The 24,065-nt window shown below is 39.6% G+C and carries 22 protein-coding genes; 17 read left to right on the top strand and 5 right to left on the bottom strand.

The window, feature by feature from the left end:
* Positions 1–25: 25 nt before the first annotated feature.
* Positions 26–1,285, bottom strand: coding sequence for a BaiN/RdsA family NAD(P)/FAD-dependent oxidoreductase (locus tag B7E07_RS05220; protein WP_080844372.1), 1,260 nt, complete (start codon positions 1,283–1,285; stop codon positions 26–28).
* Positions 1,286–1,788: 503 nt separating this feature from the next.
* Between B7E07_RS05220 and B7E07_RS05225 the strand changes: the two genes are divergently transcribed.
* Entirely contained in the window at positions 1,789–3,402 is a 1,614-nt protein-coding gene (locus B7E07_RS05225; RefSeq protein ID WP_080844373.1) for a putative polysaccharide biosynthesis protein, read from the top strand.
* 22 nt (positions 3,403–3,424) lie between these two features.
* On the top strand, positions 3,425–4,141 hold the full coding sequence (locus B7E07_RS05230) for a pseudouridine synthase (protein WP_080844374.1): 717 nt from the start codon (positions 3,425–3,427) through the stop codon (positions 4,139–4,141).
* A gap of 75 nt (positions 4,142–4,216) precedes the next feature.
* Here B7E07_RS05230 and B7E07_RS05235 read toward each other — a convergent pair whose 3' ends face one another.
* On the bottom strand, positions 4,217–4,438 hold the full coding sequence (locus B7E07_RS05235; protein WP_066451410.1) for a DeoR family transcriptional regulator: 222 nt from the start codon (positions 4,436–4,438) through the stop codon (positions 4,217–4,219).
* A 416-nt stretch (positions 4,439–4,854) separates the two neighbouring features.
* Between B7E07_RS05235 and B7E07_RS05240 the strand changes: the two genes are divergently transcribed.
* From B7E07_RS05240 to B7E07_RS05295, 12 genes are all read left to right on the top strand, one after another.
* Entirely contained in the window at positions 4,855–6,162 is a 1,308-nt protein-coding gene (locus B7E07_RS05240) for a M48 family metallopeptidase (protein WP_080844375.1), read from the top strand.
* A gap of 397 nt (positions 6,163–6,559) precedes the next feature.
* Positions 6,560–7,513, top strand: a complete 954-nt coding sequence (locus B7E07_RS05245) for an ABC transporter ATP-binding protein (protein ID WP_080844376.1) — start codon at positions 6,560–6,562, stop codon at positions 7,511–7,513.
* Positions 7,510–9,027: an osmoprotectant update ABC transporter permease/substrate-binding subunit OpuFB gene (opuFB, locus tag B7E07_RS05250; RefSeq protein WP_080844377.1), complete on the top strand. Its 1,518-nt coding sequence runs from the start codon at positions 7,510–7,512 to the stop codon at positions 9,025–9,027. The genes B7E07_RS05245 and opuFB overlap by 4 nt, the downstream gene beginning before the upstream one ends.
* A 473-nt stretch (positions 9,028–9,500) precedes the next feature.
* On the top strand, positions 9,501–10,214 hold the full coding sequence (locus B7E07_RS05255) for an ABC transporter ATP-binding protein (RefSeq protein WP_080844378.1): 714 nt from the start codon (positions 9,501–9,503) through the stop codon (positions 10,212–10,214).
* Entirely contained in the window at positions 10,207–11,397 is a 1,191-nt protein-coding gene (locus tag B7E07_RS05260) for an ABC transporter permease (protein WP_080844379.1), read from the top strand. Before B7E07_RS05255 ends, B7E07_RS05260 begins: the two co-directional genes overlap by 8 nt.
* Before the next feature lie 88 nt (positions 11,398–11,485).
* Positions 11,486–12,904: a dipeptidase PepV gene (gene pepV, locus B7E07_RS05265; RefSeq protein WP_080844380.1), complete on the top strand. Its 1,419-nt coding sequence runs from the start codon at positions 11,486–11,488 to the stop codon at positions 12,902–12,904.
* A 77-nt stretch (positions 12,905–12,981) separates the two neighbouring features.
* Positions 12,982–13,839: a D-amino-acid transaminase gene (dat, locus tag B7E07_RS05270; protein ID WP_080844381.1), complete on the top strand. Its 858-nt coding sequence runs from the start codon at positions 12,982–12,984 to the stop codon at positions 13,837–13,839.
* A gap of 419 nt (positions 13,840–14,258) precedes the next feature.
* Positions 14,259–14,810 (top strand): RNA 2',3'-cyclic phosphodiesterase, encoded by a 552-nt coding sequence (gene thpR, locus B7E07_RS05275; protein WP_257391401.1) that lies wholly within the window; start codon positions 14,259–14,261, stop codon positions 14,808–14,810.
* A gap of 105 nt (positions 14,811–14,915) precedes the next feature.
* Positions 14,916–15,908 (top strand): hypothetical protein, encoded by a 993-nt coding sequence (locus B7E07_RS05280; protein ID WP_080844382.1) that lies wholly within the window; start codon positions 14,916–14,918, stop codon positions 15,906–15,908.
* Positions 15,901–16,884: a diacylglycerol/lipid kinase family protein gene (locus tag B7E07_RS05285; RefSeq protein ID WP_080844383.1), complete on the top strand. Its 984-nt coding sequence runs from the start codon at positions 15,901–15,903 to the stop codon at positions 16,882–16,884. The genes B7E07_RS05280 and B7E07_RS05285 overlap by 8 nt, the downstream gene beginning before the upstream one ends.
* Entirely contained in the window at positions 16,878–19,028 is a 2,151-nt protein-coding gene (gene pulA, locus B7E07_RS05290; RefSeq protein ID WP_080844384.1) for a type I pullulanase, read from the top strand. The genes B7E07_RS05285 and pulA overlap by 7 nt, the downstream gene beginning before the upstream one ends.
* A gap of 275 nt (positions 19,029–19,303) precedes the next feature.
* Positions 19,304–20,080: a phosphotransferase family protein gene (locus B7E07_RS05295; protein WP_080844385.1), complete on the top strand. Its 777-nt coding sequence runs from the start codon at positions 19,304–19,306 to the stop codon at positions 20,078–20,080.
* Here B7E07_RS05295 and B7E07_RS05300 read toward each other — a convergent pair.
* The gene (locus tag B7E07_RS05300) at positions 20,077–20,355 is read right to left on the bottom strand and encodes a YtzH-like family protein (RefSeq protein WP_080844386.1); all 279 of its coding nucleotides are present in this window, start codon (positions 20,353–20,355) and stop codon (positions 20,077–20,079) included. The two genes, B7E07_RS05295 and B7E07_RS05300, sit on opposite strands and share 4 nt — an antisense overlap.
* 195 nt (positions 20,356–20,550) lie before the next feature.
* On the opposite strand from B7E07_RS05300, the gene trmB reads away from it, so the two are divergent.
* Positions 20,551–21,189: a tRNA (guanosine(46)-N7)-methyltransferase TrmB gene (trmB, locus tag B7E07_RS05305; protein ID WP_080844387.1), complete on the top strand. Its 639-nt coding sequence runs from the start codon at positions 20,551–20,553 to the stop codon at positions 21,187–21,189.
* Between the two features lie 175 nt (positions 21,190–21,364).
* On the opposite strand, the gene B7E07_RS05310 is transcribed toward trmB, so the two are convergent.
* On the bottom strand, positions 21,365–21,679 hold the full coding sequence (locus B7E07_RS05310) for a PepSY domain-containing protein (RefSeq protein WP_080844388.1): 315 nt from the start codon (positions 21,677–21,679) through the stop codon (positions 21,365–21,367).
* 162 nt (positions 21,680–21,841) lie between these two features.
* On the opposite strand from B7E07_RS05310, the gene B7E07_RS05315 reads away from it, so the two are divergent.
* Positions 21,842–22,915: a M42 family metallopeptidase gene (locus tag B7E07_RS05315; protein WP_080844389.1), complete on the top strand. Its 1,074-nt coding sequence runs from the start codon at positions 21,842–21,844 to the stop codon at positions 22,913–22,915.
* A 71-nt stretch (positions 22,916–22,986) separates the two neighbouring features.
* Positions 22,987–23,508, top strand: a complete 522-nt coding sequence (locus B7E07_RS05320; protein ID WP_080844390.1) for a DUF84 family protein — start codon at positions 22,987–22,989, stop codon at positions 23,506–23,508.
* A gap of 47 nt (positions 23,509–23,555) precedes the next feature.
* On the opposite strand, the gene B7E07_RS05325 is transcribed toward B7E07_RS05320, so the two are convergent.
* Positions 23,556–23,999: a YtoQ family protein gene (locus B7E07_RS05325; RefSeq protein ID WP_080844391.1), complete on the bottom strand. Its 444-nt coding sequence runs from the start codon at positions 23,997–23,999 to the stop codon at positions 23,556–23,558.
* Positions 24,000–24,065: the final 66 nt, after the last annotated feature.

Here is a 24,065-nt window from a genome sequence, read left to right on the forward strand (position 1 = left end):
ATTAGGCCATTTATCTTGCTATTGGTTACCTTGAAAATAAAGCAGCATTTGTTCCTGCAAGTCGGCCTGTAACTAGAGCTGACGTAATATTGTAGCCCCCAGTATAGCCATGTATATCTAAAATCTCTCCGCAAAAATACAATCCATTCATTTTTTTGGAGGCCATTGTCTGCGGTTCGACTTCTTTAACCGATACACCGCCGCCAGTTACGAATGCTTTATCTAGCGGCAAAGAGCCGTTAACAGTGAATTGAAAGGATTTAACATTCTTAATAAACGTCCGAATCTTTTCATTTGAAATGGTCGCATTTTGTTCTGCAGGATCAATTTCACTTTTTTCGAAAAGGAAGAGCAGATACCTTTCGGGAATAAACCCCTTTAGTGTGTTTTTAATACTTTTCTTCGGATCTTCTTTCATTTTTCTTAATGTGTCCTGAAAAAGGGGTTCTTCCTTTACATCTGGCATACAATCAATACTCATCGTTACAGGTCCTTTTTCTTTTTTCATGGCTTTAACAGCAAATTGGCTGCAGCGCAAAACCGCTGGTCCGCTAATGCCAAAGTGTGTAAATAGCATATCCATTCTATGAGTGATCAGTGCTTTGCCTTTTGCATTTAAGACACTTAATGCAACACTTCTCAGGGATAACCCCTGCAGCGTTTTCTCTTTAATAAAAGGTTCAGATGAAGTGAGCGGTACTTCTGTTGGAAAAAGATCTGTAATGGTGTGCCCAGCCTTTTCCGCCCAAGCATAACCATCCCCGGTTGAACCTGTATGTGGGACAGATTTGCCTCCAACAGCAATCACTATAGATGCAGCTTCAAAAATTTCCCCATTATGAAGCTCAACTGATTGAACAGAATCATTCTTGTAATGTATATCTTTAATGGGACTATTCTTTTTTATTTGTACATTTAATTCCTTCAACCTATTAAGAAGGGCGTCAACGACAGATTGTGCTTTATCACTGACAGGAAACATTCTGCCATGATCTTCTTCCTTTAGGCGAATCCCCAGGTTTTCAAAGAAAGCGATAATGTCTTCATTGCTGAAGATATTGAGGGCACTATATAAAAATCGCCCATTGCCTGGAATATGCTTAATAATCTCATCAACTGGCAGCCTGTTTGTTACATTACAGCGCCCGCCTCCTGAAATCGCAAGCTTTCTGCCGAGTTTCTCACCCTTATCTATAAGAAGCACTTTTGCTTTGTTTTCAGCTGCTCCAATTGCGGCCATCAAACCAGATGGTCCTCCGCCAACTACAATAACGTCAAATTTCATTCTATCCACCAACTTATTTTCATTCGTTATTTACAACATGTTTTATTATACTTTATTTGTCACAATCATAAAAATAAAGAAGGAAATTTCCAGTTGAAAGTAGCATTCTGTAAAAAAGAAGAGTACACTACAAATAGTGTGTCAAAAAAAATGGAAACACAAGATTTATGCATGTTTAGAAATTACACTTGGCTAATGGCCAAGTTTATTTGATTATTACTAAAAAAATAAGCGGGGCGCTTCCGCTTTTCTAAAAAAACAGTGTCTAGCTGCAGGCGCTAGGGGCTCGAGGTGTCGCCCCTGGGCAAGCGCCTTCCGCTTTTCTGTAGATAAAATAATAAGGATTTTTGAACTTTGAATAATGTCTAGCTGCAGCGCCTAGCCCCTCGAGGTCATAAGCCAATCTGTCCAGAAGGTTAAAGAGCAACCTTCTAGCCATCTTGTCTTATGCTTGTCGGGGCTGAGCAAGGCGCTTCCGCTTTTCTAGTAAGGGTAGGGGTTTTATGTCTTCGAAGCTTTTACGCGGTACGTTTATTTTAACGATTGGTACTTTTGTTTCTAAGCTCCTGGGGTTATTATATGTGATCCCATTTTCTCGTATTGTTGGGGATGATGGAACGATTCTTTATCAATATGCTTATGTTCCCTATACTATTTTTCTGAGTATGTCCACCGCAGGTATTCCATTGGCTATTTCCAAGTTTATAGCTAAGTACAATGCTATTGAAGAATATTCGGTCGGCAGGCGGCTGTTTAAATCAGGAATTTGGGTTATGCTTGCAAGCGGTATTGTCTGGTTTTCAATCCTGATGTATTTTGCTCCTGAGTTTGCAGCAATCTTTACTGATGCCGAAGAAGATCAAAAGCTTGAGGAAACGGTAACGGTCATCCGGGCAGTCAGCTTTGCGCTGATTATTATTCCATTTATGAGTTTAATCCGCGGGTTCTTTCAGGGCCACCAATCTATGGGTCCGTCTGCTGTTTCACAAGTAGTCGAGCAAATTGTCCGTATTATTTTCTTGCTTGGCGGTGCTTATGTTGTACTTTACATGATGGATGGATCTGTTGTGGAGGCGGCTAGTGTCGCTACGTTTGCAGCATTTATCGGAGGAATTGGCGGTCTTTTTGTCTTATTCTGGTATTGGTATAAAAGAAAGCCGCATTTGGATCAGCTGCTGCAGCATGATAGGGGCACAGCAGATATCTCCCTAAGGGACATGTACAAAGAAATCATTATTTATTCTATTCCTTTCATTTTTGTTGGTGTTGCTAATCCTTTATTTCAGCTGATTGACTTGATGACGTTTAATAGAACTATGGATGGCATTGGAATTGATATTAATGAATCTGAATATCTTTTGAACATCTTAAACTTTGAAACCCATAAAATTGTCATTATTCCAGTCACGCTGGCGATTTCATTCTCATTAACATTGATTCCTAGTATCACAAAAGCATTTGTGGATGAAGATCAGGCCTCACTTAATCGGCAGATGAATCAAAGCATACAGGTTATGCTCTTTCTGACATTGCCTGCAGCTGTTGGTGTTGCTTTGCTTGCAGAACCTGTTTATACGCTATTTTATACAGCAGACATACAAGGTGCAGCAATTCTGCGTACATATGCTCCTGTTGCCGTTTTATTCGCATTGTTTTCTGTGACCGCAGCTATCCTGCAGGGAATCAATGAGCAGCGATTTACTGTTTTAAGCTTGCTGGTTGGAATTTTAGTCAAGCTGAGCCTGAATGTCCCTTTCATCAGCTGGATGCAAACAGAGGGGGCCATTTATGCAACTGCTATTGGCTATTTAACAGCTATCACTATTAATTTCTATGTGATAAAGAAATTCTCTGGATACCGTTTTCGGTTCGTTTTCAGAAGAAGCCTGCTGATTGTTATTTTTACAGGCATTATGTTAGCTATTACGTTTTTCTTATATAAAGTGTTAACGATCTTTTTATCACCAGAGTCTGTTGCGCAGTCTGTTATGATTGTAATCCTCTGCGGTGTAATCGGAGCGGGAGTTTATTTTTACCTCGGAATTAAATCGAGACTTGTGTACTTCCTCTTCGGTGACAAGGTCGATCGTCTGTTAAGCAAATTGAAATTAAAATAATGGAGGAAGGAGGACAATTTTCATGAGAATCGATAAAATGCTTGCAAATCTCGGCTACGGAAGCCGGAAGGATGTTAAGAAGCTTCTAAAAAATGGTTCGGTAACCATTAATGAGGTTGCTGTTAAGGATGGTAAACAGCATGTGGACCCTGAGTGTGATACGGTGATGATTTATGGGGAACAGGTTGAATATAAGGAATATATCTATTTAATGATGAATAAACCGCAGGGGGTTATTTCTGCCACTGAGGATACTCGTCATGAGACAGTTATTGATATTTTAGAGGCAGAGGATGTTGTTTTTTCACCATTTCCAGTAGGACGGTTAGATAAAGATACGGAAGGGTTGCTGCTTTTAACTAATGATGGCCAGCTTTCGCATAAGCTGCTGTCACCTAAAAAACATGTTCCGAAAACGTATTTTGCTGTCATCAATTCAGAAGTGACAGAAGAGGATATTTCCGCCTTTAAGAATGGGGTCATTTTAGATGATGGCTATGAAACGAAGCCTGCCGTTTTAGAGATTCTAAAATCTGGGCTTACTTCTGATATAGAGCTGACGATTACAGAAGGAAAGTTTCATCAAGTAAAAAGAATGTTTGAAGCGGTTGGAAAACGTGTGATGTATTTAAAAAGGATTTCTATGGGACCGCTAGAGCTTGACCCATCGTTAGAACTTGGTGAATATCGGGAATTAACGGATGAGGAACTAGAGCAGCTATTATCGTACGAGTCTTAACAAACAGGAAGACGGAAAAAATCGCCTAGTCATTTAGGCGATTTTTCTATGGTTTTTATCTATTTGTTGTACTGCTTAAGATGACATCTTCACCTTCTTTTGTGTAATCGTCCATTTGCCCCGGCTTGGACTTTTAACTAAATCGTTATAGGCCAAGACATTTAGGTCTCTTTGTATCGTTCGAGGTGTTATACCAAATTCCTCTACAAGCTCCTGAGTTGTTACAGTTCCGTGTTTGCTGATAAACATGTAAACGGATTTGATACGGTTTAACATCCGGTTAGTCGAAGGTTTCAAAGAACCACTCCCTATCCTTTTTTCAAACCAATGGCAAAATTTCTGCAACCGACAGTTTTCAAAGAAGAAACGTGTCCTTCAAGCATATGTAGTTTTTTTCCTCAGACAACCCCTTTACAAATTGTCACACAATTTAAGATGTCATACTTCTATCCTAATTGTACCCTCATTGTCTGATAATTTCCACTTACACGCAAAATATTAATCTAATTTTAACAAAACTCGATGAATTCCTCCCATCGTCGCTGTCGTTCTAATACATTTATATGGCAGTAGAGCTTTGGATTATGTCAGAAAATTTAGAGAAAATAACTGCATGAATCATGTAAAAAGTAATTAAAAAACACTATTTCCATCTCCTGTATATTATTCTATAATCAATAAGTATTGAAAAAAAAGGATATAAGGAGAATATTATGGATCAATCATTACGCCAGCAATTAGTGCATCCTAAGGAAAATATTTATTTTGCATTTGTATTATTATTTAGTATTTTAATGTATGTGTTTCTTGCTGTTTCAATCATTGGTATTGCAATAATAGTGGTTATTCTTCTGCTTTCTGTTTTTCTTCAAGGTCTAATGATGGCTGGGATTAGAAGGAATGGAGTTAAACTAAGTGAGGAACAATTTCCGAGATTGTATGAAATGGCTGTAAAAACTGCGGCAGATATGGAGATGAAATCTGTTCCTGACATTTATGTTATGGAATCAGAAGGAATTTTAAATGCTTTTGCCACTAGATTCTTTAGAAGGAATATGGTTGTTTTATATTCCAGTATTTTTGAGATGGCAGACAGAGGCGCGGAAAAAGAAGTATTGTTTGTGCTGGCACATGAATTTGCCCATTTAAAAAGAAAGCATGTGATCGTCAATACGCTTATTCTGCCAGCTATGTGGGTGCCTTTTTTAGGGACAGCCTATTCACGTGCTTGTGAATATACTTGCGACAGGTATGCAGCGTACTATGTGCAATCTTTTGAAGCGGCAAAGGATGCACTTACCATGCTGGCTATTGGTACAAGTCTGTATCCGAACGTAAACAAAGAAGTTTATATGAAGCAATTGGAAACAGAGAGCGGATTTTTTGTCTGGTTAAATGAGAAGCTGTCAACACATCCCCATTTGCCAAAAAGGCTATATGCTTTATCTCGCTTTTTTTCTAATGAAACGACTCCTGTTCTAAAAGAATCAAAAGGCAAGGTTGTTATTGGTATTATTATTTCATTTATTGTATTGATTCTATTGGGGGTTGCTGTCTGGTTTTCAATAAGTGCACTGGAAAAGCTCGATCAATTTTCAGATTCATTATATGGAGAAGAATTTAGCTTCTCAGAAGGAGGTAATTCTATTGATGGTGTTACACCGTTAATGGATGCTGCCTTTAATAATGATTCTGCAGCCATTCTTACTCTTATTGAAGAAGGAGAAGATATAGACGCAGTAGACTCTGAGGACACCTCTGTCCTGCATTGGTCTGTATATGGAGATAACCTGGAAGCTGCTGAAGTATTGCTTCAAGCCGGAGCAGATCCTAACACGGTTGACTATACAGATTCTACTCCTTTAATTACAGCTGCTGCAAATGGCAACTCGGAATTGACCGAACAGCTTCTGAACTATGGAGCCGATCCAACCTACGTTGACGGCGCAGGCTACACAGCATATGACTATGCCATGGAATATGGTTATAATGACATCGTTGTCTTGCTCGAAAACTATTAATATAACATCTAGAAAGCCAGAGGGATTCCTCTGGCTTATTCTTATGATACAGCTATAAAATCCATAGGAATTATTTTATACCTTCTTACGTTTATAAAAACCTTAATAAGGATAAAAGAACTATAAGTAAGTTAGTTAGCAAGAATGGTACAAAATTGATTGTATAATAACAGACCTTTATTTCTTTTATGAAGGAATTTATCAACATTCAGCCTTTACATTTTTGCAATCTAATTAAGAGTGTTACAGTAAAAATAGAATGACATATACTAAGAGACAAGTGTTCATACTTGTAAACCATGGGGGAAGGCTGATTATATATTTTAGTTGCATGCAAAGTGCACAAGAATGGTTCTCCATTTTTTTTGTGTGTTAAATGTTAAAGGGGCTGTGAGTGATGATTCGTTTTGAGGATGTTAGGAAGCAATATGATGGTTCTGTAGCAGTGAATGACCTGAATTTTGCCATTGAAGAGGGAGAGTTTTTTGTTTTAATTGGACCGAGCGGTTGCGGGAAGACAACGACGCTGAAGATGATGAATCGTTTGATTGATCCATCTGACGGTACCATTTTGATCGATAATAAAAGGATAACTGATTATGATATACATAAATTGCGTTACAATATCGGCTATGTGCTGCAGCAGATTGCTCTGTTTCCGCATATGACGATTGAAGAGAATATCGCCATTGTACCTCAGCTGAAAAAATGGAATGAGCAGGATATACAAGCAAGAGTATCAGAGCTTTTGGCAATGGTGGGATTGAACCCAGAGGAATTTAAGGACCGCAAGCCTAATGAGCTTTCTGGCGGACAGCAGCAGAGAATCGGGGTGGCGCGTGCTTTGGCAGCGGATCCGAAGCTGATCTTAATGGATGAGCCTTTCAGTGCGCTGGATCCGATTAGCAGGGAAAAGCTTCAAGATGATCTTTTAGAGCTGAAACAAACGATAAAGAAAACAATCGTTTTTGTTACACATGATATATCCGAAGCTTTGAAGCTTGGCGATCGCATCGGGATTATGAATGAGGGGAAAATGATTCAGATTGGCACACCAGAAGAACTTCTGCATGCACCGCAAAATGATTTTGTAAAAAGCTTTATTGGCAGAAGTAATGATGAAACGCCTATCAATTTGGAAGAGCTTCTATCACCGCTTTCTCCAGAAATAGAACTGTCGACTGTTAGGAAAATTCATACAGGATTTACGATACAAGAGCTTCTTCATACCTTAAAAGAGGATGAGCAGGTTGTCATAATAGAAGATGATCAAGCACTCGGTTCCATTGACCGGCAGGCAGTTATCGCTTACCTGGCGAGTGGTGCGGTAAAAGGGGGAAGCCCTAAGTGAATGATTTTATAAATGTCTTTTCAGATCGCAAGGGAGAGCTTCTTCAAGCGCTGATTGAACATATGCAAATTTCGTTTATTGCGCTCTTTTTTGCAGTATTGCTGGCGATTCCGATTGGGATCTTTTTAACACGGAAGGAGAGACTGGCCGAAAGCATCATTGGGATAACGGCAGTTCTGCAGACCATTCCATCGCTTGCTCTGCTTGGTTTATTAATTCCGCTATTTGGCATCGGCCGTGTACCTGCCATTATTGCACTGGTTGCATATGCACTGCTCCCGATTCTGAGAAATACCTATACAGGCTTAAAAGAAGTCGATTCTTCCCTTTTGGAAGCTGCACGTGCCATGGGGATGAATACATATCAAAGACTTGGAAAAGTTGAGCTGCCGCTTGCAATGCCCGTTATAATGGCTGGGATTCGAACGGCAATGGTCCTGATTATTGGAACAGCCACTTTGGCTGCTTTAATTGGTGCAGGAGGTCTGGGAGATCTTATACTGCTTGGAATTGACCGAAACAATATCCTGCTCATTATTCTTGGTGCTGTACCAGCAGCACTACTAGCTCTATTTTTTGACTTCATTTTGAAAAAAATTGAGCAATTATCCTTTAAAAAGTCTGTCACTGCCTTTGCCATTATGGCTGCAGCAGCACTGTTCATTATTCTTTCACCTCTAATTTTTGCTGAGGAAGAAAGTGATCTTGTAATCGCGGGGAAGCTTGGCGCTGAACCAGAAATCCTTATAAATATGTATAAGCTGCTGATTGAAGATGAAACAGATCTGCAGGTCGAGTTAAAACCTGGTTTTGGTAAAACTTCTTTCGTCTTTAATGCCTTGCAATCAGAAGATATTGATGTGTATCCAGAATTTACGGGTACAGCGATTGCAGAATTTCTGAAAGAAACGGCAGTGAGCACGGATGGAGAAGAAGTGTATGAACAGGCAAAAGAAGGCTTGTTGGAACAATTTAATCTAACTTTATTAGAGCCAATGAGCTATAACAATACGTATGCACTGGCAGTTCCTAAAGAGGTGAGCGATCAATATGGAATCACATCAATCTCAGATGTCATTCCTGTGCAGCAGCAGATTAAACCAGGCTTCACATTAGAGTTTGCAGACCGGGAGGATGGATACCTGGGCATTCAGGAGCTATATGGCATCGAATTTCCAGAAGTCATTACAATGGAACCGAAGCTTCGTTATCAGGCTGTTGAAAATGGAGAAATCAATATGGTTGATGCCTATTCAACAGACAGTGAACTCGAGCAGTATGGTTTAACAGTGCTAGAAGATGATCAAGGCCTGTTTCCACCCTATCAGGGAGCACCTCTATTGAGGGAAGAAACAGCAGAAGCTTATCCCGAAGTGGTTGATGCATTAAACAAACTAGCCGGCAAAATCACAGATAATGAAATGCGCGAAATGAACTACCAAGTGAATGTAGAAGGCAAAAGCCCAGAAGAAGTTGCTCAGGATTACTTAAAAAGTGAAGGATTGTTGGAATAGTAGGTTATATTAAAAAATTAATTGATCACAAGAGGCTGTGACATAAAAATTTAACACGACAATAGGACCGTATGGTTAGTAAGCGAATCTTTCTAATCATGCGGTTTTTTATTTGTTATTTAAAAAATTTTCTTTTTTAACATGAGTGAAATGGAGCGGAGGACCCTCGACTCCGGAGGGAAATAGAGGAAAGGGTGAGACCCCGCAGGCGTGCCGAGGAGGCTCAGCTTCCTCCCCTCGGAAAGCGAGAGTCCGCAGCGCAGGTGGAACGGGCTTGTTGAAAGGGTGAGACCCTGCAGGCGTGCCGAGAAGGCTCAGTTTTTTACCCTGGGAATGCGAGAGTCCGCAGTGTATGTGAAACGGACTGCATACTAAGCGAAATCAGTTAAATTATTTATATCATTATCAAAAAAATAAAAATTTACCAAAACTATTTCTTTTCTAATTCGTATAAAGAATAGGGAGGGAAATGAATGAATCTATTACAAGTAAATATTAGAGCTGCTGGCTATGAAAAAGATGAAGCAAAAATAAAAGATATTGCCTTTTCGATCGGGAAGGGCGAGCTCATTGGACTGATTGGACCAAATGGAGCTGGAAAAAGTACAACCATTAAAACCCTGCTCGGGCTCCTGCCCTATAAAGAGGGAGAGGTAACATTTAAAGAACATGCAACGTATTCTTATATTCCAGAGCGGCCTATTTTCTACGATGAATTAACCTTATGGGAGCACCTCGATTTTGTTGCAGCAGTAGAAGGTCTGGATGATCATACATATAAAGAGAAAGCGAATAAATTGCTGCAGCAATATAAATTAGCAGAGCATGCCCATGAATTTCCTGGAAAATATTCAAAGGGAATGCAGCAGAAAGCTATATTAGTATTATCGATGATCACAGACCCGGATATTTATATTATTGATGAGCCATTTATCGGATTAGATCCTAATGCAATGAAGCTTTTTCTTGAATCGATCGAAGAAGAAAGAAAAAGAGGCGCGGGGATTTTAATGTCAACACATGTTTTGGATACAGCAGAAAAGGTATGTGACCGTTTCTTAATGATTCATGAAGGACAGCTGCAGGCGGAAGGCACATTGGCAGACATAAGAGAGCAGTGCAGCTTGCCGAATGCGTCTCTCTTTGATTGTTTTCACCAAATAGCGGAGGGTAAGTCCAATGAATAGCAGCAGTATTTTTCTGCGGAGACTCAAGGAAAACCAGCGATACAAACGCAAAGTCTGGAGAACTGTCGCTGATTGGACCGTTGTTGTTTATATCATCATACCAGCGATTCTTATTGGTATTTTTAGATATATTTCATGGTGGCAGGAGACGCCATCGTGGGCAGAGCCTCTCCCCTTATCAATCTTCTTTTTCGGATTATTCCTGCTGTCGTGGTACGGCAATATTCAGACATATGTGGAAGAAGCAGATAAGCTGTTTTTAGTGAAAAGAAGAAAGCTTTTTCTGGGTATAAAAGTTTTTGGCTATGGTTATTCATTGGCTGCAGAGGCTTTGAGCGCAGCGGCTATACTGATTATTCTCTCACCCATTCTTATTTTGAAATTCAATATGGGAAGCGGCCTAATTTTTTTGCTATTCTTCTATTTGTTTTCACTTCGCTCCGCGATCCTCATTTGTAAATATCATTGGAAAAGGATAGAAAGCCGCTGGATCGGTTTGTTCATAGGAGTTTGTTTATTTGCCATTTTTGGCGGAATACATCTGGTTGCCTATACTCTATTGGCAGGTGGAAACCTGTTCAATCTTGTACTGGCTGGTCTGAGTTTTATCCTGCTTATTGGCAGTGTGATCATTTCCTATCGGGCGCTGCAGCGCATTTCAACGATTGATCACGACATCAAGATGGGGCAAGAAAGCAAAAATTCAGGTATAAATATGATTTTTACCATTTCACAAGATGTAGAGAAGCCTGTCATTACAAAAAGGAAACGACCTCTCTTATTTAGAAGATCGAAAAGGATGTTCAAAAGGAGAACAAAGGCAAATGGGTTTACAGAACTATTTATAAAGGCTTTTATACGTAATTACTCTTATTGGCTCAGTTATTTTCAGATGACGTCCGTTGGTGCGGCCGCTATAGTTGTTATACCGCCGATGTGGATTAAATCCATTATCTTTTTCGCTTACTTGTTCATGATGTATACTTGGCTTCAGTCTGTTTGGGATAAAGTCTTTCAGGTCAATCCAATTACGAAGAAATATACAGAAGCTGATGATTATTTTAAAGCAAGAAAAAGAACGATTTGGATTTTATACTTTATTGCGATTCTGCTGCTGATCGGAATCTCTTCAGTTGGATTGTTTATATATTCCTCTTTCTCTACTCTGTATCAGATACAATAGTCAACTATTTTCATCGTTTTGTTTTATAATGTGATGAGAATGAAAAACCTATAAAAAATACATATAAAGATTCCGAGGAGGATGAATCATGAATGTGCTTGACTGGAACAAGGAAGTTAATAATCGAAAAGAAAGCCTGATTAAAGATGCACAAGCTCTTCTGCAAATTAAAAGTGTACTGGACGAAGAAAATGCAAAGGAAGATGCCCCGCTTGGTCAAGGAGTAAAAGAGGCACTGGATTTCATGCTGACGCTTGGTGAAAAGGACGGCTTTACAGCAAAAAATGTCGGCAATCTGGCAGGCCATTTAGAGTTTGGAGAAGGAGATGAGATCGTCGGAATTCTATGTCATGTGGATGTTGTTCCAGAAGGGGATGGATGGTCAAGTGATCCCTTTGGAGCTGAAATTCGTGATGGCAAAATCTTTGCCAGAGGAGCAATTGACGATAAAGGACCAACAATGGCAGCCTATTACGCAATGAAGATTGTGAAGGAATTGGACTTGCCTCTTTCCAAAAGAGTTCGCATGATTATAGGTACAGATGAAGAAAGCAATTGGCGCTGTGTGGATCATTATTTTAAGCATGAAGAAATGCCAACACTTGGATTTGCTCCAGACGCTGATTTTCCGATCATTTATGCGGAGAAAGGAATCTCCGATTTTGATATTGTGCAGCTGAAAAAAGAACAGAAGGAAGTTATAAATGTTCAGGCAGAAGTGAACAGCTTTCATTCAGGCTTGAGATATAATATGGTCCCTGATTTTGCGAAGGCTTCATTGCTGATCCATTTTGAACCAACTGAGATTGTGCAGAAGTACTCTGATTTTCTTCGGGATGGTGACCTTGAAGGTAAATATTATATGGATAATGGAATGTTAATTTTAGAGCTTCAAGGTGTATCTGCTCATGGATTAGAGCCTGAAAATGGGAAGAATGCCGGCTTACTGATGGCCAATTTCCTAGCAGGTATTCAGCTTGATGCTGAGTCCCAGCATTTTATCACTTTTACAAACCAATATTTTTGCGGTGATTCACGCGGGAAAAAGCTTGGAATTGCGTTTGAGGATCATATCACAGGCGAATTAACCGTTAATGTTGGAAAACTCTCTTATACAAAAGAAGATGGCGGCCGTCTTGGTTTAACGGTAAGATACCCTGTTACGAATGAGATGGATCACACAAAAGAAAAACTGGACCAGCTATTAGAAGAAAATCATTTTACCATTGAAAATTTTTCAGATTCAAAACCTCATCATGTTGCTGAAGATGATTTTCTTATTCAAACACTCAAAAAGGTGTATCAATTACAGACAGGGGAAGAACCGGAGCTTCTTTCAATTGGAGGCGGCACATATGCACGGTCTTTAAAATCTGGAGTTGCCTTTGGACCGCTTTTCCCTGGAAGAGAAGACATTGCCCATCAAAAGGATGAATATATGTATATTGAGGATCTGGTAAAGGCTACCGCGATTTATGCTCATGCTATTTTTGAGCTTGCCAAATAAGAGAATAGGCTGGTAAGATAGCAGAAAGTTTAGTGCTTTAAAGGGTGTTGGCAATTATTTGGGAGGGGTGCTGGAAAATGGAATATGTCATTGTTAATGGAGAATTCGTAGAACGTTCACAAGCAAAAGTAGATATTGAGGACAGAGGTTTTCAATTTGGTGACGGAGTCTATGAAGTTATTCGCGTATATAATGGAAAAATGTTTACGGCAGATGAACATCTGGAACGCCTTCATGTGAGCGGAGAGAAAATTGGTCTGAAGATTCCCTATTCCGTTGAAGAACTAAAAGAACAGCTTGCAGAGCTGATCAGCAGGAATGATTTAAAGCTTGGAACTATTTACATGCAATTTACGAGAGGAGTTTCACCTAGAAATCATCCGTTTCCTAGTGAAACGATTGCACCAAGCTTTACAGCCAATATTAAACATGTAGGTCGTCCTTCTGAAAACATGGAAAACGGTGTAAAAGCGCTATTAAAAGAAGATGTCCGCTGGCTGCTTTGTGATGTGAAAAGCTTAAATCTGCTTGGCAATCTTTTAGCAAAGCAAGAAGCCGTTGCAGCAGGCTGTTTTGAAGCCATTCAGCACCGAGGCGAAACAGTGACAGAAGGAAGTGCCTCCAATATCTCGATTGTTAAGGACGGCAAAGTGTTTACACACCCTGCTACAAATCTGATTTTAAATGGAATTACAAGAAGAGTATTTCTTGCTCATTGTGAGAAAAATGAAATCCCATTTGCTGAGGAAGCCTTCACACTGGCTGACCTGTCACAGGCAGATGAAGTATTCTTATCAAGCACCACAGCTGAAATCATGCCGATCATTCAGATCGATAATAAGCCAGTCGGAGCAGGTGAGCCCGGCCCGGTAACAAAAAAGCTGCAAGAGCTTTTCCAGCACGAGATTGAAGAACAGTGTGGGAAGATTATGTAATGATAAAGGTGCTGAGACATAAGTATTTAACACGATCATAGAAGCGAATGGTTAGGAAGTGAATCTTTCTAATCATTCGTTTTTTTTATTTGTTTAACTTTTAATATTTCTAAACATGAGTGAAATGGAGCGGAGGACCCTCGACTCATGTGGGCAATAGAGGAAAAGGTGAGACCCCGCGAGGATGCTCAGCTTTCTCCCCACGGAAAGCGAGGGTCTGGAGCGCAGGTGGAACGGACTTGTGTAAATATGCAAACCTTGAAAATGAACATTCCTTTTTACAAATAGCATTTTCGTTTTGTCCCAGCTTCTTCTTTCGAAAAGCAGTAAATAAGCAGCACCGAATAAAATACCCCGCCTCTTTGGAACTGCCTCCTTCATCTGCTAAAATAAAAAAAATGCACTTTGGAGGTTTTTTTGTGGGAAATGAACATTATTTCTTTGCTTTAAGTTTGCCAGAGGAAGTTAAAAAGGAAATGTGGAGTTATTTTGAAGCTTATAAAGTAACTCTTCCGTTTAAGACATGGGTTCATCAGGAAGACTATCATATTACGCTTGCCTTTCTTGGCGGGGCAGAGAAGACCATGCTGGAGGATGCGATCAGTTTAGTTAGAAGTTCCATGCAGCATGAAGAAATACGTTCTTTTTCAATACATATAAATAAGCTTGATGTCTTTGGCCAGGCAGATTCACCGCGTATATTTTGGGCGGGATTGAAAGAAAGCCCCCCTTTGCATAAAGTGAGAAAGAGAGTATATGATGCTTGTTTAAAAGCAGGCTTCCGGCTCGAGACACGTTCGTTCAAGCCTCATATAACAGTGGCAAGAAGATGGCAAGCTGAGTCAGCATATTCAGCAGCACTTCTTGAGCCTAAAGAATGGATGTTTATGGCAAAAGAAATTGTGTTATACAAAACACATATGCATAAAACACCAAAATACGAAAGAATAGCCATTTTTCCGTTACGGTAGATATATAATGAGGTATAGGCCGGTTTATGCGAATGCTAGGAATAAGTTCGCACATTAAAAAAACGAAAAAAGCCTAAGAATAAAAGAAACAAGGCAGGGGCAGAAATGGGACAATTAATTAAATTACAAGACTATGTGTCAAGATATGAGCAGAACATATATCTATACCCTTCCAGATACGTCAGGCTCAAAAAGCAGCAATGGGAAAAACTACAGGCAGCCTGGGAAAACAAAGATGAACCATCTCCTTTTTTTGAAAAGAACTTATTTGAAGAGACTTGGACACCTGAAGCAGAAGAGAAGCAGATACTTCAGAAGCTGAAGGGTCTTTTTAGAAATGAACGTAAAGCGGAAGAAATGATGGAGATAAATGCAGCGGAATCAAGCGACAAAAAGCAAAATCAAGACCAAGACCAAGCTGATCAGCTGGAATTCAGTGTTTCTTATAGCAGCAGGCCACATTCTCTAGAACTTTTAAAGCAGCAATTTCTTGACCAGATTTTTCGTTTCCAAATGAAATGGGCGAGCTCGACCTTAATGGAAAAATCTTTTGTTGATAAAACGTTTTATTATAATGAACAGTTAAAGTATTTTATGCAGCGCTTTCCAGATACTTTTCTGATCTTGTTTCGTCCGATTTTTCAGCTGAAAAATGCTCCAGTGGAAACAGAGACCATGATGATCACGCCAACAGAACTATGGTGTATTAGTTTCTTAGAAGAAGAGGAAAATGCAGTATTTGTAGGGTCTCAGGAACATTTCTGGCTAAAGCGCGGAAAAAATGGTGAGAAGAAAATATTAAATCCAATGCTTGCCTTAAATCGTACCGAAAAGATTGCTAAACAGATTTTTAAAATACATGATATTGAATTGCCGATCAAAAAAGCAATCATCAGCAGAAATGGATATATTGATTTTCCATCCGCTCCAATCGATATTCAATTTATAGAATCAAGAAAATATGAAGAATGGTTTCAGAGTATGAGAGGGTTGCGTTCACCTTTAAAGCATATTCAAATGAAGGCATCCTCACATCTTCTTCAATATTGTCTCACATCTTCTATTCGAAGAATGGAGTGGGAGCAGCAGGATGAATGAACAAGATGACCAACTCATATGTATCGTTAATCCGTCTGCGCAAAATGGACGCTGCCTTAAAATATGGAGAAAACTTGAGAAACAGTTAAAAACCGAAGACGTTTCTTACATTGCCTATTTTACAAAAGAAAAAAAACATGCTGTAGAGCTGATCAAGAAGATTGCAGAACAGAAGCGGGGAAAATCTGTGCTCATTGCAGTGGTTGGTGGTGATGGGACGTTGCATGAAGTCTTGAATGGTGCAGTGAAGCATAAGAATATCAAAGTCGCATTTTTACCAGCTGGGTCTGGAAATGACTTTTCAAAAGGTTTTCACGTTTCCAGCGATGCAATGACAGCCTTAAAAGATTTATTGCGAATAAGAAAGCGGGAAGGCACTCATGTTGATATTGGTGTTATATATGATCAAAACAAAGTAAACCCTCATTATTTTATAAATAATATGGGTGCCGGTTTTGATGCTGAGGTCGCTCAGGAGGCAAACCATTCACCTTTTAAACAAGTTCTTAGTTTATTTTCTTTAGGGAAGCTTGCATATGTATTGATTTTGCTAAAAAGGCTATTCACATACGAAAGAAGGGAAATCGAATTAACAATTGACGGGAAAAGCTATCATTTTTCGAAAGCTTGGTTTGTTACCATTTCCAATCAGCCATACTACGGCGGAGGAATGAAGATCGCTCCAAATGCCTCGCCTCTAGATGGCAAGCTCGATATAACAGTTGTCCACCATGTGTCCCGCTTGAAGCTCTTATTTGTTTTTTTTACTGTTTTTTCTGGTAAACATGTACATATTAAAGGCGTTGAAATGTTTCAAGGAAGATATATTCATCTTGACTCCAGTACCCGGCTTCCGGTCCATACAGATGGTGAGGCAGCAGGAGTGACGCCATTATCAGTTACAATACTACCGAGGCAAGTCCGAGTTATGACTGCAAATAATCAGATGGAGAAAGAGGAGGTTCGGCATTGTTAATTAGGATTGAAAGAGATTTTGAAGCTTATTTAGATGAAATTAGCTTGATCACCATCCTGCTTCCTTATGATTATTATGAAGGGAAATCAGCTGCTTTTTTTATAAAGAGTGATGAAGAACGATCTCAGCTTGAAATGTTAAGCAGTGAACCTATTGAGGATTTTATAAAGTATTCTTGCCGGCTGGATCAGAGTATTGACATTGGATCAGAGTATTTGATTGAGGACGAACATGGAAATACGACTGATTTACAAATAGGTGCAGTGATTCGAACAAAGGAATTTGATGACATATTTTACATTGAAAGAAGGTTGGGTTTTACTTACACAAAAGAAGCGACGTCTTTTTCTCTTTGGGCACCCACAGCGGGGACGGTAAAACTGAGACTTTTTAATAATGACGGAAGAGAATCGGAAAAATGGCCAATGAATAGAGGAGAGAAAGGAGTTTGGGAGCTAACAATCGATGGGGATCTGGAAGGAAGGAAATATACGTATCTAGTATGTGTCAATTTACGCTGGCAGGAAGCTGTTGATCCATACGCTGTTGCGCTTACACCAAACGGAGAGCATGGTGTGATTGTTAATTTGAAAAAGACAGCTATGACGAAAAGAGAGCTGCCAAGGTTAAGCAGTCCTGTAGATGCCATTATATACGAAACACATATCCGTGATTTCACGATCCATCATGATAGCGGTGTAAGTCAAAAAGGTTTATATAATGGTGCGGCTGAAATAAACACAAAAAGCAGTGATGGAGGATTGACAGGATTATCATACGCTGCTGATCTTGGTGTAACTCATATTCAATTTCTTCCTTTTCATGATTTTGCAGGCGTTGATGAGGTCAAGAGTAATAACGAATATAATTGGGGCTATAATCCCCTTCATTTTAACGTGCCTGATGGAAGCTATTCAACAGATCCCGGAGATCCTTACACACGGATTAAAGAATTAAAGGAATTAATATCTACTGTGCATTCATTAGGATTAAGGGTTATAACTGATGTTGTATACAACCATGTATACGAACGTGAAAGCTCTTCATTTGAGAAGATTGTTCCAGGCTATTTTTTTCGCCATGATGCTTTTGGGATGCCATCAAATGGAACGGGAGTCGGAAATGACATTGCCTCAGAACGAAAAATGGTGAGAAAATTCATTATTGACTCTGTGCTGTTCTGGCAAAAAGAATATCATGTAGATGGATTTCGCTTTGATTTGATGGGAATCCTCGATATTGAAACGATGAACCTGATTAGAGAAAAAACGGCAGAAATTGATTCTTCTATTCTTTTGCTGGGAGAAGGATGGGAATTAAATACACCTATCCCTGCAGGGCAAAAGGCGAGTATGCGCAATCAGTTAAAAATGCCTGGAATTGCTCATTTTAATGATAAATTTAGGGATCGAATAAAGGGGAGTACATTTCATTTATACGATAAAGGCTATGCTTTAGGAAATGCAGGATATTATCAGGATGCTTCTGAAGTGATCAGCGGCAGTATTGGGATGTGTGATGAGAAGGGGTTATTTCTATCTCCGGAACAGTCCATTAACTATGTGGAAGCACATGATAATCATACGATGTGGGATAAAATCACAGCTTGTTTTCAGGATGGAGATGAACAAGAATTGAAGCTGCGCCACCGATTGGCAACAGTGTTGACAATTCTATCACAAGGTGTTCCCTTTTTTCACAGCGGACAGGAATTCTTCCGTACTAAACACGGGGTAGGAAATAGCTATCGATCTTCAAATGAAATCAATCAAATGGATTGGAGCAGAAAAGCTCAGTATAAAGATCATGTAAATTATATAAAGGGTATGATTTCAATCCGCCAAAAACACGGAGCCTTTCGCTTTTCAGAGGCTGAGGACATACGGAAGCACCTTCGTGTTCTAGAAGAGGTGAAACCTGTTTTAGGTTTTTTACTGCATGATGTACAAGAGTTTGGAAGCTGGAGCCGCATTCTTGTGTTTTTTAATCCTTTTCAAAATCCTTGTCCTGCAGTTCTGCCAGAGGGAATTTGGTCTGTTATCGCTAACGATCAATCTGCAGGAGTAAATGAGCTGGAGGCTGTTTCGAAAAAAATAGAATTGAAGCCCATCAGTACGTACGTTCTAATTCAGGAGGAAATCTAAAAGCTTATGTGGATAGACTTGACGGCTAAAGCCCTAAAGAGATAAAATTTACTATTATAGCTATTGTTGAATGAAATCAATAGCTTTTTTTTATTGGAGAAATAAAGGAGCTTCTTTTAAGCCCAATCTAATTAAACTCTGTTAATTACAATGACAATTGTCTTAAATTACAAATTAAAATAATGCATTCATGCAACTGTTGGGCTTCATCGCTGAAGCCTAATTTAGCTATTATCGAGTAAAGCTGAAGCATAGCAAATTGAAGGTGAACAATCTTGGAACATTTTTTTGGAGAGGAATGGGAAATTGTACCCGCTGGGGGAGCAACTGGTGAAGCTTATTTCGCGCAGTTTGAACAGCAAAGATTATTTCTGAAAAGAAATTCTTCCCCCTTTCTCGCTGTATTATCTGCAGAGGGTATTGTCCCTAAGCTCGTTTGGACAAAGAGAATGGAAAATGGTGATGTTGTAACAGCGCAGCAATGGCTGAATGGAAGAGAGCTTAAAGCAGCGGACATGAATGATGAGCGGGTGGCAATGCTGTTAAACAAAATCCATTCCTCTAAACCGCTGCTTGCTATGCTAATGAGGATCGGGAAACCGCCTTTACAGCCTGAAAGCCTGTTAAATATGGTAAATACTCAGTTAGATCCTTCACTAAAGCAGCACGATTATATACAAAAAGGCCTTCAATTTTTGTATCATTCCATTGAGGAAATTGATTGTGAAGAGGTTACGGTCTGCCATTGTGATGTCAATCATAACAACTGGCTGCTGACAGAGGACAACCAGTTGTATCTAATTGATTGGGATGGTGCCATGATTGCAGACCCAGCTATTGATCTTGGCATGCTTCTTTATTGGTATATTCCTGAAGACCAATGGGAAGATTGGGTGAAACGTTATGGTGTACAATTAACGGATCATTTGCGCCTGCGCATGAAGTGGTATGTCATCGCTCAAACGCTTCATTTTATTCAATGGCATAAAAGTAAAGAAAGATATTCGGAAATGGATAAATGGATAGATTTCCTTGCCGCCGTTTTAGACTAGGAATATTGGTTGATTTGACTTACCCATTGTGAGAGTTCTTGCTGATTGGATTCAATATGCTGATCCAATTCTGGTGAAGCAATCCCATTTTGGCTATAGCGGTAAATTTCTTCTAAAACAGGCTGGATTTGACGATCTGAATTGGTTTGGACCATTAAAGATTTGACTAACCGTTCAAGCTGTTCACATTCTGCAACGGAGCCGCAGCAATCACTTTGATGATTGCTTAAAATATCTCTTAATAATGAAAACTGATCCTGCTGGCTTAATGGCATAACAGACATCCTTTCTGTTTAAGGAATGGTTGTTCTTTCAATGCTTTGTAAAGCAGAGAAAAAGGGAATCACAACTAGGTTGTGATTCCCTTGTTTATTTATGCGTGCCAGAATCTTGAATACATGTTTAGAGGGTTGCACTTCAAGGATCTGCATGATATGTTTTGAAGGATATTATTTTTTAGGAGTGTCAGTATGAGACAAAGAAACAAGCCTTGGGCTAAAGATAAATTAAATGAATATCCACAATATGTGATTACTTCCCCTCAAGAGCATAAAGGCAACTGGGGTACTGTTTTTGAGAAGAAACAGCCGCTGCACATTGAAATAGGTACAGGAAAAGGCAGATTTATTACAGGAATGGCAAAAGCAAATCCACATATAAATTATATTGGCATTGAACTGGCAGACAGTGTGATTGTCACAGCACTGGACCGCATTATTGAGGAAGAAATTCCGAATGTCAAATTAATGAATGTAAACGCAAATGACCTTGAAGAATTCTTTGCAAAAGGTGATGTTGACCGCGTTTATTTAAACTTCTCAGATCCGTGGCCAAAAACACGCCATGCGAAAAGAAGACTTACGTATAAAAGCTTTTTGCAAATTTATGAGAATATACTTGTGGATCAGGGAGAAATTCACTTCAAAACAGATAATCAAGGATTGTTTGAATATTCTTTAACAAGCTTTTCAGAATACGGTATGCTGTTAACGTTTGTCAGCCTTGATTTGCATAAGAGTGATTATGAAGGAAATATTATGACAGAATACGAAGAGAAATTTTCGAATAAAGGCAGCAGAATTTATCGCAGTGAGGTTCGATTTCAATAGGCTTATCCTTTTGGGATAGGCTTTTTTTTTGCAGGAGATTTCGGTTTGAATTGATTCTTTTTTCGTGCTTTTCATTTCAAGCAACAGACATATTACTAAGATGCCCCCGACCAATCATTTTTCATCACGAAAGAACCAAACTTAAAAACCGCGGCAAATTTAGCCGCGGCTCCTATCATACAAGCTTAAATACCTCTAATATAGTACCTGTTTTTGCGTCTGCAATAAATTCATATTGCTCAGTGGCGTCGTCCTGCTGTTTAGAAATTCCGCCCTTGTAGACATCATAATGAAGCAGTCCTTTTTCAAAGGGCTCAGCCTTCATATGGATCCACGAGCCGCTGATTGGGCCTTCTTCTTTAAACAGTTTCTTTGCCTGGTCCAATACTTTATCAGCCGACAGCAATGACTTTTCAGCCAGCAGTTCCTTTGCTGCATAGCCGCTGACGAGTCCGATTCCTAATCCAAGAAAAAATGATCTCCACTTCATGTAAGCACCTCCAGAGATTAATGCATACATTCATCTTATCAAAAAATGCGAATGATACAAACATATCAAATGAAAAGGTGGCAAGCATTGTGAAAGTTCTGTAAAATAGAATTTATACATAATGAAATCTTTTGCAAAGTGCAGAAAAAGGAGCTAATAAAAATGAATGAGAAAACATTGCAGCTTTTTAAAACATTAACAGAGCTTCCTGGTGCGCCGGGAAATGAGCATGCTGTGCGAAAATTTATGCGTGAGCAGTTAAGCAAAAATAGTGATGAAATTGTTCAAGATCATCTTGGCAGCATCTTTGGTGTAAAACGCGGCGATGTTAATGGACCAACTGTCATGGTTGCAGGCCATATGGATGAAGTTGGCTTCATGGTCACTTCCATTACTGAAAACGGAATGCTGCGCTTTCAGACATTAGGCGGATGGTGGAGCCAGGTATTGCTGGCTCAAAGAGTACAAATTATTACAGATAACGGCCCGATTATTGGTGTCATTGGCTCTATTCCGCCTCATCTTCTTGATGAAGCGAAACGCAGCAAACCAATGGATATTAAAAACATGTTAATTGACATTGGTGCGGATGATAAAGCAAATGCCATTGAGCTTGGCATCAAGCCAGGACAGCAAATTGTTCCATTATGTGACTTTACTCCAATGGCAAATGAAAAGAAAATTTTAGCGAAAGCATGGGATAACCGTTATGGCTGTGGCCTGGCAGTTGAATTGCTTGAAGAAGTAAAGGATGAAAAGCTTCCTAACATTCTTTATTCAGGAGCAACTGTTCAGGAAGAGGTTGGTTTAAGAGGAGCACAAACAGCAGCAAATATGATTAAACCAGATATTTTCTTTGCACTTGATGCAAGTCCTGCCAATGACATGTCAGGCAATAAAAACGAATTCGGCCAGCTTGGCAAAGGAGCATTGCTGCGAATTCTTGACCGTTCCATGGTTACTCACCGCGGCATGAGAGAATTCATTTTAGACACAGCAGAAACAAACAATATCCCATACCAGTATTTTGTATCTCAAGGCGGCACAGATGCAGGACGTGTCCATATTTCGAATGAAGGGATACCTAGCGGTGTTATTGGGATCTGCTCAAGATACATCCATACACATGCATCGATCGTTCATGTTGATGACTATGCGGCAGCTAAGGAACTGCTAGTGAAGTTAGTCAAGGCTAGTGACCGTACGACAGTGGACTCTATTCGTCAAAATAGCTAAGGCAAAAGATGGAGGCAGCGAAGGCTGCCTCTTCGTATGTATATCATTAAGTGAGTAGTGAGGTATAAGATATGAAAAAAATAATGATCGGCAGCAAAAATCCAGCGAAGATCCTGGCTGCTGAAGCCGCTTTACAAGAATTTGAAGCAGAGATTTTTTCTGTTGATGCTTCCTCCGGTGTTAGCGAACAGCCTTTCTCAGACGAAGAAACGATTCAGGGTGCAATGAACCGGGCGAAAGATGCTATGCAAAAAGGAAATGGAGAGATCGGCATTGGTTTAGAGGGAGGGGTTGTTGAAACGGAATACGGTCTTTATGTGTGCAATTGGGGAGCCTTATATGAGGAAGGACAGCCGCCAATTATTGCTGGAGGAGCAAGAATTCCCCTCCCTGAAGAAATCGCTGGAAAGCTGCGGGCAGGTATGGAATTAGGTCCAGTTATGGATGAATATGCCCAAAAGGAAAATGTTCGGAAGAAAGATGGAGCTGTGGGCATTTTTACCTCCGGACGCATTACGAGAATTGATATGTTTACCCATATCTGCAGCATGCTGCTTGGACAATACGAATATAGAAGCAGGGTTGAAAGATAGAGAAACAGAAAAAAGTCCGCAAGCAGTGTTAGCTTGCGGATTTTGAATTAGTTAGAAAATACGTATTTAACTACTTGAAGGGCTTGATCAACACGCTCTACCGTAACATGTGCTTTTTGGGATAATTCTTTAAGCGGATGATGTAATGATTCTGGTCGTATAAGGATTAACGGCTTTCCAAGTGCAACAGCAGTGCTTGCATCCATGGCTGTATTCCATTGCTTATATTTTTCACCGAATAAAGCGATCACTAAATCACTTTTTTCCAATAACAGCTCTGTGCGTAAATTGTTAATGCTTGATGCAGCCTCGTCACGGAGAATCGCATTTGGCTGAGACCCTAAGATTTCCTCCCCAATATAATCAGATCGATCATGATCTTCCATTGGCCCATAAAATATAACAGGAAGCTGTAGTGCCTCCGCTTTTTCTTTAATCTCTTTTCGCCATTCAGAATGAATTTCTCCTGCTAAGTAAATTGAAAGCTTCATGATATCTACCTCCTTTGTAACATCTTACCACTTTTTCCTTCGACAGCCGATTGATAAGGCTTCCAA

Source organism: Cytobacillus gottheilii (genome assembly GCF_900166665.1).
In the GTDB taxonomy this organism is placed as follows: domain Bacteria; phylum Bacillota; class Bacilli; order Bacillales; family Cytobacillaceae; genus Cytobacillus; species Cytobacillus gottheilii_A.